Genomic DNA, 12,736 nt, shown 5'->3' with positions numbered 1-12,736 from the left:
CCGAACCGCCCGGTGCGGACCCGCATGCCGGGTGGTGTGGCAGGGGTACGGCCTCATGGCCGTCCCCTATGCCGATTACGGACCGCAAACCGCGGAACACGCGTACAGCTTGCCGTGGACTCTTGCGGTTCATACCCAGACGCGTGCGGCGCCGCGCTGCGGCAAAGGCAGCGCATGCTCCGCCGGCGGTTGCTCGCGCGCCGGCTCGCATGAAGCCGGAATGATGCCGTTGCGCGACGTGCCGCACGACGAAGGCGCTGTTCGTACGCTTTCGGGCGTGCTTGCCGTAACGCCTGTAGGCGGCTCCATATGCTGACGAATCTGAAACACGCCCGCCGATGTGACGATTGCGACGGTGGCCAGAAGCTCTGCGCTGCTGATCTTCATGATGTTGCTCTCCCTGTCGTTGCTGCCCGCGATTCTTTTCAACTCTTTTGCACTGCATGACATCGTGCGGGCGAGATGAAGAGAGCAACGCGCATGCCAATCCCAACAGCTTGCTGTGCATGCGTCGTTCGACACGCCAGGCACGCGCCGTGCGAGTAGTTGAGTGAACTCCGTCGCGCATGCATTCATGAGCGGTTCATGAGCAACTCACGACAAATCAGGGCACGCGCATGGCAACACACGCGCTAACCCTCGCGACGGATTCCGCGATTAACGAAACCCCTTGGAGGTATTGAATGGCTACGAACGTTGTTTCCGTGCTGAACGATCTCGTCGAAACATCGAAGGATGGAGAAAAGGGCTTTCGCAAGGCAGCCGAAGATGCGCGCGACACGCAGTTGAAGACGCTCTTCCTCACGCGTGCCGAAGACTGCGCCCGCGGCGCACGCGAACTTCAGGATGTGGTTCAGCGCTTGGGCGGCAAGCCGGAAACGGGCGGCAGCGTGAGCGGCGCGCTGCACCGCGGTTGGGTCGACATGAAGTCGGCGGTGACGGACCGCAGCGATCATCAGATACTCGTCGAGGTCGAGAAGGGCGAGGACGTCGCGAAGAAGAGCTATCACGACGCGCTCGAAAAAGAATTGCCCGCGGATGTGCGCGCGATCGTTGAGCGTCAATATCAGGGCGTGCTGCAGAACCACGACCGCGTGCGTGATCTGCGCGATCAGTATGCGGCGAAGAGCTAACGGCTAAGCCTCGCGTTCACGCAAAAAAGCCGTCCGCATGCGGACGGCTTTCTCTTTGCCCGGCGCGGAATTCATGAAACGCGCCGGGCTTGCTGCAACCGCATTTACTCGGCTGCGATTTTCAGGCGGTTCTTGACGCTCGTCACACCCTTCACGCCTTCCACGACGTCCTGGGCGGCGAGTTTATCGTCGGCGGAAGGCACGGTGCCCGTGAGCCACACGACGCCCTTGCGCGTCTTCACATGGATATGCGTGGACTTCACGTTCTTCGCGCCCAGCAGTTCTGCCTTGACCTTGGTGGTGATCGTGCCGTCGTCGATATGCTGACCGATGCTTTCCGACGATGCGGGCGGCGCCGAGGCGCTGGTTTGCGCGGTAGCGTTCAGTGCGAATGCGACACACGCGATGCTGCCTGCGGTCTTCAACAGATGGATGGTCTTCATGGTTCCTCCTTCGGGTGTTGATGAAATGGCGGTCTTGTTGCCTGCGGTCGATCGCGGCCTGCGCCGCCGATGACTCGCGTGGGATCGTTGCCGCTACGGTTCCGTCAGGGCCCGTTATCGACACCGGCCGGGTCTTCGCAGTCGTTGCGCCTCAGTCGTTAAACGATTAGCGCCGGATGCGAGGACACACGTCCGTCCACATAGAGCCGGGTCGCAAAGTCTGTGCCCGCGGATCAGTCCGCGCAGTGCAAAGCCGGTCGAGCCCCGATTGCAGCGGCGCTTTTCCGCTGATGAATAAGCGCTCAGCACGCCACGAAAGGGCGGAGCAAAAGATAAGAAGTGAACCCGGAATTTGCCGCCTCGCTTGTAAAAAAGGCGCCGCGCGGGGCCGCAATTCGCAAGCCCGAAAAAGCAAAGGCTAGAAAAAACAGCGTGTTGCAAAAGCTGGTACGGCAGTTGCTCTGTTCAGGTTGCTCTTTACTTCAGCTATTCATGGGACCTCAACACGATGCCTTCAATTGAACTTCGCACAAGGCAGTCTCTTGCACTCACGCCGCGCTTGCAGCAGTCCGTGCGTCTGTTGCAGCTATCGTCTCTGGAGTTCCAGCAGGAGTTGCGAACCGCGCTCGATACGAACCCCTTCCTCGAATACGATTCGTCGGAAACGGAAGACGTCGCGCTCGCAACGCCGACCCCCGACGAAGCCGGCGCGCTGCCCGCCACCGATGCGGTCGCAGCCGCCGAGCCCGACGCATTGCCCGCCGAAGCGGTGACGAGCGAGACGCTCGACAGCGGCGGCCCGGACGACATGCCGGGAGACTTCTCGGGCGACTACAGCAGCCGCAGTTCCGCACGCCAGAACGGCGATTCCGACGGCAGCGATCCCGCCGAATGGGCGCGCTCGCAGCCGACCTTGCGCGAGCAGTTGCATGACGCGCTGCGTCTTTATCGGCTGGACGACCGCGATCGCGCCGTGGCGCGCTTCATCATCGAGGCGCTCGACGACGACGGTTATCTACGCCAGGACCTCGCGGATCTCGCGGACAGCGTCGATCTCGAGCCCGAGCTGACCGAAGAAGAATTGCTGGTGGCGCTGCGCCTCGTGCAATCGCTCGACCGTCCGGGTCTCGGCGCACGTTCGCTGTCGGAATGCCTGCTGCTGCAGGTCAACGCGTTGCCCGCGGAGACGCCGGGGCGCGACGTGGCGCGGCAGATCGTCGAGCATCATCTCGAACGGCTCGCGCGTCGCGAGCAGGCTGAATTGCAGAAGCAGATTGGCTGCAGCGCAGAAGAACTACGCGTGGCCTGCGCGCTCGTGCGCAAGCTCGACCCGAAGCCGGGCAACTGCTATGGCCGCACCGAGGACAACTACGTCGTGCCCGATGTGATCGTGCGTCAGGTGCGCAACAAGTGGGTCGTGACGATCAACCCCGCTGTGCAGCCGCGCGCGCGCATTCACCGCATGTATGCCGAGCTGTTCGCGCAGTCCGCGGGCGCGAGCCGTTCGCCGCTCGCGCAGCAGCTTCAGGAAGCCCGCTGGTTGATCAGGAATGCGCAACAACGCTTCGATACGATTCAACGCGTGGCCGAATGCATCGTCGCGCATCAGAAGGCGTTCTTCCAGTACGGCGAAATCGCGCTGAAGCCGATGGTGCTGCGCGATGTCGCCGACGAACTCGGTCTTCACGAATCGACCATCTCGCGCGCGACGGGCAACAAATATATGGCCACGCCGCGCGGCATTTTCGAATTCAAGCATTTCTTCCCACGCGAACTCGGCACGGAAAGCGGCGGCACCTGTTCCGCCGCCGCGGTGCGCGCGCTGCTCAAGGAAATGATCGCCGCGGAAAACACGCGCGATCCGCTGTCCGATGTGACGCTTGCGAAGATGCTCGCCGATCAGGGCGTGCTCGTCGCGCGCCGCACGGTCGCGAAGTATCGGCATCTGATGAAAGTGCCGCCGGCGGAGTTGCGCCGCCAGGTTTGAGCCGCGAGTTTGAGTCGCGAATTGAGTCGCGAATTGAGTCGGCTCGACGTTTGTTGCATGCGGTGATTCGATCGAAACTGAAGCGCCACGTGAGACTGTCCGCCCGCGTGGCGCTTTTTCGTATCTGGACGTTTCGCGCACGCCCCATTACATTGGCGGGTCAAATCGGAAACGGGTGAGCGCGATGAAGTATTCGAGTCGGGTCGAGGGTTTGCAAGGCAGGCGCACGTCGGCGTGGGAAATTCATCGGGTCGCGCAGCAGGCGGCCGCGAAGGGCGAGGACGTGATCGTGCTCAGCGTCGGAGACCCCGACTTTGCGACGCCCGCGCCGATCGTCGAGCGCGCCATCGACGCGTTGCGCGGCGGCGATACGCACTACAGCGCGGTCTCCGGCCGCGATCCGTTGCGTGCGGCGATTGCGAGCGAACACTCGCGCATGAGCGGCGTCGCCGTCGCGCCGGCCAACGTGATCCTCACCGCGGGCGCGCAAAACGGCGTGTTCGCCACGTCGCTGTGTCTGCTCGAAGCAGGCGACGAAGTCATCGTTCCAGAGCCGATGTACCTCACGTACGAAGCCTGCGTGCGTGCGGCGGGCGCGACGCTCGTGCCGGTGCCGGTGGACCCCGCGCGTGCGTTCCACCTCGATTGCGACGCGCTCGAAAGAGCGGTCACCTCGCGCACCAAGGCGATCTTCTTCGCGACGCCCTGCAATCCGACGGGCGTCGTCATGCCGCGCGCGGACCTTGAGCGGATTGCGCGCGTCGCCTGCGAGCACGATCTGTGGGTGCTGTCCGACGAAGTCTATGCCGACCTCACGTTCGAGCGCGAACATGTGAGCATCATGTCGCTGCCGGGCATGGCGGAGCGCACGGTGACGCTAGGCAGTCTGTCGAAATCGCATGCGATGGCGGGCTGGCGCGTCGGTTGGGCAATCGGGCCGACGCAGTTGATCGAACACATGGGGCGGCTCGCGCTCGCGATGCTGTACGGCTTGCCGGGTTTCATCCAGCAGGCCGCGCTGACGGCGCTGCAAGAGAAGGCGCGAATCGTCGATGAAATGCGCGAGATTTACCGGCGCCGCCGCGACGTCGTGTTCGAGCACTTGAGCCGCATTCCGCGCTTGCGCTGCCTGCTTCCCGAGGCCGGCATGTTCATGATGGTCGACGTCAGCGGCACAGGTCTCGATACGATGGATTTCACGTGGCGGCTGTTTCGCGCGCAAGGCGTGTCGGTGCTCGACGCAAGCGCGTTCGGCGAGACCGCGAACGGCTTCGTGCGCCTCGGCTTCGTCGTGGATGAAGCGCGTCTTGCCGAGGCATGCAAGCGGATTGCGGCGTTTGTGGCGACGGTATAATTCATTCGCGATTCCGCGAATGCCTGCAAGCGCCCGCACGTGTCTTGGGCTCGCCAACGAACCTTGAACCATCCGGCTTTACGAGCCGCCGCCTATGCACTTTCGCCCGATTCAGTCCTTCACGCGCAAGCGGCTTTCCGACGTGGTCGCCGATCAGATCAAGCAATTGATCTCGGACGGCGTGCTGATGCCGGGCGATCGTTTGCCGGCGGAACGCGATCTCGCCACGCAACTGGCGGTGTCGCGGCCCTCGCTGCGTGAGGCGCTGATCCGGCTCGAGTCGGACGGTTATATCGCCACGTCAGGGCGCGGCGGTTTTACGGTGGTGGAACTCACCGCGCCGCTCATTTCGGGGCCGCTCGCCGAACTGCTTTTGCAGAATCCGCGTACCAGTGCCGATATTCTCGAATTGCGCCAGGGGCTCGAATCCATTTCGACGGTGTATGCCGCCGAGCGCGCGACAGCCGCCGATCTTCGCAAGATCAAGGCCGCGTTCGAAGCGTTGAAGGCGGCGTCGCGATCGCAGGACCGTGACAATCTCGCGGAACTGGACGCCGCGTTTCACCTCGCCATTGCCGACTCCACGCACAACATCGCGCTTGCGCATGTGATGCACGGCATCCATACGCTGATTCGCGAAGGCATGCGCCAGTACCATCGGCTGATCGATTACGACGAGGCGATGGAAAAGCAGTTGATGAGCCAGCATCAGGCCATCTACGACGCGGTCATGGCGCGCGACGCGCAAAAAGCGCGCAAGGCCGCGGAGCGGCATCTCGCCTTCGTGCGCGAGATTTATCAGGAAGACGCGGCGAAGCTGTAGACGTTTATGGGCGGTCGCGGGCGCCCGTCGCTCAGCGCCCGTCGCGATCTTCCGATTGACACGAACCGGGGACTTCCTTATATTTTTGGTCAGACCAAGCTGACCAACCTTGCCAACATGACCGCCGGCGGTGTCTCGTGCCGCGTTCCGTCCAATGAACTCATGAAAGTCGCCCTCTTTATTCCGTGCTTTATCGACGCGTTCTACCCCGAGGTCGGCATCGCCACACTCGAATTGCTGGAGCGCTTCGGCATCGAGGTCGACTATCCGCAGGAGCAAACCTGTTGCGGCCAGCCGATGGCCAATAGTGGCGCGCACGCGGACGCGGCCGGCGCCGAGCGCGTGTTTGCGCGCAACTTCGCGGGCTATGACTACATCGTCGGACCTTCGGCGAGCTGTATCCATCACGTGCGCGAGCATCTGACCGCGATCGAGCAGACGGATGAAGTCAGAAACGTGCGCGCAGGTGCTTATGAACTCGTCGAGTTTCTGCATGACGTGGTCGGCGCGCGCGAATTTCCGTGGGCTGAGTTTCCGTATCGCGTCGGCTTGCATAACAGTTGCAGCGCGTTGCGGCATCTGAAGGAAGCGTCGGTATCGGAAGTCGCGGGGCAGCCGTTTTCGAAACCACGCACGTTGCTCGAAGGCGTGAAGGGCATCGAGTTCGTCAAGCCGTCCAGACCGGATGAATGCTGCGGTTTCGGCGGCACTTTCTCTGTCACGGAAGAGCCCGTCTCCGTGCGCATGGGGCAGGACAAGGTGCGCGATCATCTGAACGCAGGCGCGCAATACATCGTATCGGGCGACATGTCGTGTCTGATGCATCAGCAAGGCTGCGCGGAACGCATGAAGGCCGACGCGCGCTTCATCCATATCGCTCAGGTGCTGAACGGGGCACGCGCATGAGCCGCATCGACCACGCGAAGGCGGCCGGCGAGTTCATCAGGAAGACTGAACACGTTGCGTTTCACGACAAACGTCTGTGGGATTTGCGTGAGAAGCGCGACGCGCAGGCGCACGGCATTGCCGAATGGGAGACGCTGCGCGAACTCGCCTCGGGCATCAAGGAACATACGCTGTCGAATTTGTCCGAGTACCTCGAACAGTTTGCCGCGGCAGCGGAGGCGAACGGGGTCGTGGTGCATTGGGCGTCCACGGCGGAAGAGCACAACGCGCTCGTGCACCAGATCATGTCCGCGCGCGGCATGACCACGCTGGTCAAAAGCAAGTCGATGCTCACCGACGAATGCAAGATGCGCGAGTATCTCGAACCGCGCGGCATTACGGTGATGGAAACCGATCTCGGCGAGCGCATCCAGCAACTCGATCATCAGGACCCGAGCCATATGGTCGTGCCCGCGGTCCACAAGTTGCGCGCGGACGTCGCGCAACTGTTCGGCCGAACCATCGGCACCGACCCGAACAATAGCGATATTCACTATCTCGCCGAAAGCCAGCGCATGAATACGCGGCCTTATTTCGTGCGCGAAAAAACGGCCGGTATGACGGGCTGCAATTTCGCCGTCGCGGAGACGGGCACGGTCGTGGTGTGCACGAACGAAGGCAACGCGGATCTTTCGGCGAATGTGCCGCCGTTGCATATCGCGTCGATCGGTATCGAGAAGCTGATTCCCAAGGTCGCGGATCTCGGCGTGTTTATCCGCATGCTGTCGCGCAGCGCGCTGGGTTCGCCGATCACGCAATACACGTCGCATTTCCGCGCGCCGCGTCCGGGCACGGAGATGCATTACATCCTCGTCGATCATGGCCGCTCGGAGCGGCTCGCGATGGAGGACTTCTGGTACTCGCTCAAATGCATCCGCTGCGGCGCGTGCATGAATACGTGCCCGGTCTACCGGCGCAGCGGCGGGCTGTCGTATGGCGGCACTTACTCCGGGCCGATCGGCGCGATCATCAACCCGACCTTCGATCTGAAACGCTATAGCGCGTTGCCGTTTGCGTCGACGCTCAACGGCAGTTGCACGAACGTGTGTCCGGTGAAGATCAATATTCACGAGCAGATCTACAAATGGCGCACGGTAATCGCCGAGCGTCATGAAGTGCCGTTCGTGAAGCAGGAAGTGTTGAAGATGGCGGGGCGCCTGCTGGCGAGTCCGACCTTGTATCGCGCGACGGTCGCGTCGATGAGCGGCGCATTGCGGCGGCTGCCAAACTTCGTGCTGTATAACCCGCTGAATATCTGGGGCAGGCAACGCGAGTTGCCCGAGGCGCCGAAGCAGACCTTCCACGCCTGGTACAAGAAAAACCGCGGAGGTGACGATGGCAACGCGTGAGGCTTTTCTCGCGAAGGTGCGGCAGGCGCAACCGGCTGCGCGTCCGCGTCCCGATGTGCCGCTCTTTCCCGCGATGGGCGGCGATCTGCGCGAGCGGTTCGCGGCTGCATTGCAAATGATGGGCGGCACATGCGTGCAAGCGCAAGCCGCGTCCGATGTCGCCGCGTTGATCCGCGAGCGGTTCGGCGCGGCGGTGTCGATCGCATCGGCTACAGCCGAAGTGCCCGGCACGCGCATGCTGACCGCCGACACCGAACCGGCATCGCTGCAGGACATCGACGTCGGCGTTGTGCGCGCGCGTTTCGGCGTCGCGGAGACGGGCTCGGTGTGGTTCAGCGAACGCGAGTACGTGGTCAACGCGTTGGGTTACATCGTGCAGCATCTGGTGGTGCTGCTCGATCCGGCGCAACTGGTGGACGGTTTGCAGGACGTTTACCGGCGCGACGACTTCCGCGATGCGCGTTATGCCGCGCTTGTCACGGGGCCGTCCGCGACCGCGGACATCGAGGGCGTGCTGATTCGCGGCGCGCAGGGCGTGCGTTCGCTGACGGTGGTGTGGCTCGCGGCAAAGCCGTAGCGGCAGTGGAGTTTGCTATCATCACTGTATAAACGTACAGGTCCTGCAAACTCCGTGGCAACCGATGCTCCGCCGGATTCCCTCGCCGGCGCTCCTTACTATCTGCTGAACTTCGAGCGTGCGCTTGCATGGCTCGCGCAACGTTACGACGATCTGCTCGATGCAGGCGAGCGCGCTTTTCTCGGCGCGTTCGCGTCGTTGCCGCAAGCGTCGCGCGCATTGCTGGTCCGCATGCTGATGCGCAAGGGAACGCTGTTTCGCGCGAGCCGCCTGGCTTACGACGAAATCGGCTGCCCGTTACGCGCCGCCGCGCCTGTTACTGCGCTCGGCTGGCTGGACGCGGCGCCGCATCTAACGCTCGACGATCTCTTTGCACTCACCACGCGCGCCGAATTGCTGAATATTTTCGCGGACGCGCTTGCCATGATTCCCGGCGCGCGCAGCCTGCGCAAGCCCGAGTTGCTGGATGCATTGCGTCCGTTTTATGCGGAAGGAGACGAGGGCGAGAACGGCAGCGGCGCCGCGCGTCCGTTGTCCGCGTGGCATGCCCAGTCGAGCGATTGCGTGTTTCGTGTCGACATTGCGCCGCTTTGCGAGCGCTTTCGGCTGATGTTCTTCGGCAATCTGCAGCAGGACTGGTCCGAGTTCGTGCTCGCCGATCTTGGCGTGTTCCAGTATGAGAAAGTCGCGTTCGGGCCGGCGTCGCGTGCATTTCAGCAGCGCGCGGACGTCGACGTGTATCTCGCGTTGCAGGCATGTCGCGATCAGCTTGAATCGATAGAATCGTTCGCATCGCTGATTAATTTGGAAGCGACAAGTGACGCGATCGACGCCCTTGTCGCGCGCGTTCGTGCAGTCGAAACGTCTAACTCGTGGCTCGAAACGCGCCGCGCGAAGCTGCTGTTTCGCATCGGCCAGTATTGCGAACGGCGGCAGATGTGGCCATCGGCGCTCGCCGTGTACGAGAGTTGCGCGTGGCCTGGCGCGCGTCATCGGCGCATGCGTGTGCTCGAGCGCGGCGAACGTTTCGATGCGGCGGTCGCGCTCGCGTCGCAGGCCGCGGCATCGCCGGAAAGCGAGGAAGAGGCGCAACGTATCGCACGCATGTTGCCGCGTTTGCAGCGCAAGCTCGGCGAGCCGGCGGTTCGCGTGCAGGCGGCGCGCGCGGCCGAGCGCAGCACGTTGACGTTGCCGAGGCCGCAAGCGCCGCAGGCCGTCGAATTCGTCGTGCGCGATCATCTGGCTTGCGACGCCGCACCGGTGCATTACGTCGAGAATGCGCTGATCAATTCGCTGTTCGGCCTGCTCTGCTGGGAGCCAGTATTCGCCGCGTTGCCCGGTGCGTTTTTCCATCCGTTTCAACGCGGTCCCGCCGATCTTCACGCGCCGGATTTTCATGCGCGCCGTGCCGTGCAGTTCGCCGCGTGCCTGGCTCAATTCGATAACGGCGCGTATCGCGAGACGATTTTGCGGCATCTGCATGAGAAGGACGGCGTGCAGTCGCCGTTCGTGTTCTGGGGATTGCTCACGCCCGAACTCGTGACGACTGCGCTCGACTGTCTGCCCGCCGCGCATCTGAAGTTGTGGTTCGAACGTCTGCTGCGCGACGTGCGCGGCAATCGCTCGGGGTTGCCCGACCTGATCCGCTTCTGGCCCGCCGAGCGCCGTTACGAGTTGATCGAAGTGAAGGGACCCGGCGACCGCTTGCAGGACAACCAGATCCGCTGGCTCGCATACTGTGTGCAGCATGGCATGCCGGTGCGCGTGGTCGACGTGCGTTGGGCCGACGAAGCCGAGTGCAATGCCACGCCCGCCACATTCACAGCGGAGCGCACGGCATGAGCTACATCGTCGCCGTGCGAGCGATGTGCGAGTTCACCGCAAGGCGCGGCGACCTCGATCTGCGGTTCACGCCCGCGCCGACTTCGCTCGAAGGCATGGCGGGGCACGTGACCGTCGCGGGGCGTCGCGCGAGCGGCTACGAAAGCGAAGTCACGCTGACCGCCACGCATCGCAATCTGACCGTGCGAGGCCGCGCCGACGGCTACGATCCGGCAGCCAATCGTCTCGAAGAGATCAAGACGCATCGCGGCGATCTCGAACGCATGCCCGCGAATCACCGCACGCTGCATTGGGCGCAGGCGCTGGTGTACGGACATATGCTGTGCCGCGCGCGCGGACTTGGCCAATTGACCGTCGCGCTGGTTTATTTCGACGTCGGCAGTCAGAAGGAAACGTTGCTGACGCAAACGCATACGGCGCGCGAGCTCGAGGTTTTTTTCGTCGAACAATGCGAGCGCTTTCTCGACTGGGCCGTGCAGGAGGAAGCGCATCGTGCGGCACGCAATGCCGCGCTCGGCGCATTGCAGTTTCCGCACGCGCAGTTTCGCAGCGGCCAGCGCGAACTGGCGGTGTCCGTCTATCGCGCGGCGCGCGACGGCAAGCCGCTGATGGCGCAGGCGCCGACGGGCATCGGCAAGACGCTCGCTACGATCTTTCCGTTGCTGAAGGCCTGCGCGGCGGAGCAGATCGATCGCGTGTTCTTTCTGACCGCGAAGACGCCGGGCCGCGCGCTCGCACTCGATGCAATCGAAACGCTGCGCCAGAGCGCTGCGCCGTTGCCGCTGCGAACGCTTGAACTCGTCGCGCGCGACAAGGCCTGCGAGCATCCGGACAAGGCGTGCAACGGCGAGTCGTGTCCGCTCGCGCGCGGCTTTTACGACCGGCTCGACGCGGCGCGCAGCGCGGCGCTTGCCGGGCCGCGTCTCGATCGCGCCACGGTGCGCGAAGCGGCGCTCGCACATGACGTCTGTCCGTACTACCTCGCGCAGGAACTCGCGCGCTGGGCCGACGTCGTAGTCGGCGACTACAACTATTACTACGACAGCAGCGCGATGCTTTACGCGCTCACGCAGATCAACCAGTGGCGCGTCGGCGTGCTCGTCGACGAGGCGCACAATCTGCTCGATCGCGCGCGCCGCATGTACACGGCGTCGCTGGATCAGGCGGCGTTGCGGCTTGCGCGCAACACGGCGCCGCCCACGTTGCGCAAGCCGCTCGAACGCTTGCAACGCGAATGGAATGCGCTCAAGCGCGCGCAAACCGCTTCGTACGAGGTCTACGCCGACGTGCCGGGCAAGCTGTTATCAGCCGCGCAGAATCTGATCGGCGCGGTGACGGATCAGCTTGCCGAAGCGCCGCTTTCCATCGATCAAACGTCGCTGCGTTTCTTCTTCGACGCGATGCATTTCGTCGCGCTCGCCGAACAGTTCGGCGAGCATTCGATTTTCGACATCACGCTGACGACAGACCGCCACGCACCGCGCGATAAAACCAGTTGCGTGCTGTGCGTGCGCAATGTGATTCCCGCGCCGTTTCTTGCGCCGCGCTACGCCGCCGCGCGCACCACGGTCATGTTCTCCGGCACGCTGAGCCCGCATCATTTTTACCGCGATACGTTGGGGCTTGCCGAGGACACGTCATGGCTCGACGTCGAAGGGCCGTTTCGCGCGGAACAGTTGCAAGTGCGGGTTGCGGGCAACGTGTCGACGCGTTGGCGCGATCGCGACCGTTCGCTGGAACCTATCGTCGAGTTGATTGCGAGGCAGTACACGGCGCAGCCCGGCAATTACCTGGGGTTCCTGAGTAGTTTCGAGTATTTGCAACGCGTCGTCGCGCTGATGCGCGAACGCAATCCTGACGTGCCTGTCTGGGCGCAGGAGCCGGGCATGGACGAAGCCGCCCGCGACGCATTTCTCGCGCGCTTTCGCGGCGCCAATCAGGGCGTCGGCTTCGCGGTGCTGGGCGGTGCGTTTTCCGAGGGCGTTGATCTGGTCGGACAGCAGTTGATCGGCGCATTCATCGCGACGCTCGGCTTGCCGCAAATGAACGAAGTGAACGAACAGATGCGCCGCACGATGGAGGCGCGCTTCGGCAGCGGCTACGAATACATGTACCTGTACCCCGGTTTGCAGAAGGTGGTGCAGGCGGCGGGGCGCGTAATTCGCACGGAGCACGACGAGGGCGTCGTGCATCTGATCGACGACCGGTACAGGCGGCCCGAAGTGCGCCGCCTGTTGCCTCGCTGGTGGCAGGTTCAATAGATAGCGCGCGCCCGGCGCCCGG

The 12,736-nt window shown here is 63.4% G+C and carries 12 protein-coding genes; 10 read left to right on the top strand and 2 right to left on the bottom strand.

Features of this window, described 5'->3' with window-relative positions; genetic code table 11:
* Window positions 1-129: 129 nt before the first annotated feature.
* The gene (locus AB6809_RS22125; RefSeq protein WP_006046963.1) at window positions 130-387 is read right to left on the bottom strand and encodes a hypothetical protein; all 258 of its coding nucleotides are present in this window, start codon (window positions 385-387) and stop codon (window positions 130-132) included.
* A 296-nt stretch (window positions 388-683) separates the two neighbouring features.
* Between AB6809_RS22125 and AB6809_RS22120 the strand changes: the two genes are divergently transcribed.
* The gene (locus tag AB6809_RS22120; protein WP_006046964.1) at window positions 684-1,133 is read left to right on the top strand and encodes a PA2169 family four-helix-bundle protein; all 450 of its coding nucleotides are present in this window, start codon (window positions 684-686) and stop codon (window positions 1,131-1,133) included.
* A gap of 104 nt (window positions 1,134-1,237) precedes the next feature.
* Here the strand turns inward: AB6809_RS22120 and AB6809_RS22115 are convergent, their stop codons facing one another.
* Window positions 1,238-1,576 carry a BON domain-containing protein gene (locus AB6809_RS22115; RefSeq protein WP_006046965.1) on the bottom strand — a complete coding sequence of 113 codons (339 nt, stop codon included), beginning with the start codon at window positions 1,574-1,576 and terminating at the stop codon, window positions 1,238-1,240.
* A gap of 339 nt (window positions 1,577-1,915) precedes the next feature.
* Between AB6809_RS22115 and AB6809_RS22110 the strand changes: the two genes are divergently transcribed.
* From AB6809_RS22110 to AB6809_RS22070, 9 genes are all read left to right on the top strand, one after another.
* Window positions 1,916-2,098 (top strand): hypothetical protein, encoded by a 183-nt coding sequence (locus AB6809_RS22110; RefSeq protein WP_132384603.1) that lies wholly within the window; start codon window positions 1,916-1,918, stop codon window positions 2,096-2,098.
* Window positions 2,085-3,563, top strand: coding sequence for an RNA polymerase factor sigma-54 (locus AB6809_RS22105; RefSeq protein WP_006046966.1), 1,479 nt, complete (start codon window positions 2,085-2,087; stop codon window positions 3,561-3,563). The genes AB6809_RS22110 and AB6809_RS22105 overlap by 14 nt, the downstream gene beginning before the upstream one ends.
* Window positions 3,564-3,747: 184 nt before the next feature.
* Window positions 3,748-4,917 (top strand): pyridoxal phosphate-dependent aminotransferase, encoded by a 1,170-nt coding sequence (locus AB6809_RS22100; protein WP_029970511.1) that lies wholly within the window; start codon window positions 3,748-3,750, stop codon window positions 4,915-4,917.
* A gap of 94 nt (window positions 4,918-5,011) precedes the next feature.
* On the top strand, window positions 5,012-5,740 hold the full coding sequence (locus tag AB6809_RS22095) for a FadR/GntR family transcriptional regulator (protein ID WP_029970512.1): 729 nt from the start codon (window positions 5,012-5,014) through the stop codon (window positions 5,738-5,740).
* 162 nt (window positions 5,741-5,902) lie between these two features.
* Window positions 5,903-6,646 (top strand): (Fe-S)-binding protein, encoded by a 744-nt coding sequence (locus AB6809_RS22090; protein ID WP_029970513.1) that lies wholly within the window; start codon window positions 5,903-5,905, stop codon window positions 6,644-6,646.
* Window positions 6,643-8,034, top strand: coding sequence for a lactate utilization protein B (locus AB6809_RS22085; protein WP_029970514.1), 1,392 nt, complete (start codon window positions 6,643-6,645; stop codon window positions 8,032-8,034). Before AB6809_RS22090 ends, AB6809_RS22085 begins: the two co-directional genes overlap by 4 nt.
* Complete coding sequence (locus AB6809_RS22080) at window positions 8,021-8,611, top strand: LUD domain-containing protein (RefSeq protein ID WP_029970515.1); 591 nt, start codon at window positions 8,021-8,023, stop codon at window positions 8,609-8,611. The genes AB6809_RS22085 and AB6809_RS22080 overlap by 14 nt, the downstream gene beginning before the upstream one ends.
* 54 nt (window positions 8,612-8,665) lie before the next feature.
* Window positions 8,666-10,453: a VRR-NUC domain-containing protein gene (locus AB6809_RS22075; protein WP_371027166.1), complete on the top strand. Its 1,788-nt coding sequence runs from the start codon at window positions 8,666-8,668 to the stop codon at window positions 10,451-10,453.
* Window positions 10,450-12,714, top strand: a complete 2,265-nt coding sequence (locus tag AB6809_RS22070) for an ATP-dependent DNA helicase (RefSeq protein ID WP_371027165.1) — start codon at window positions 10,450-10,452, stop codon at window positions 12,712-12,714. Before AB6809_RS22075 ends, AB6809_RS22070 begins: the two co-directional genes overlap by 4 nt.
* Window positions 12,715-12,736 lie beyond the last annotated feature (22 nt).

Source organism: Paraburkholderia sp. RCC_158, assembly GCF_041355255.1.
GTDB classification, from domain to species: Bacteria; Pseudomonadota; Gammaproteobacteria; order Burkholderiales; family Burkholderiaceae; genus Paraburkholderia; species Paraburkholderia graminis.
Note: the sequence above shows the minus strand (reverse complement) of the source record. Positions and strands in the feature narration are given on the sequence as shown.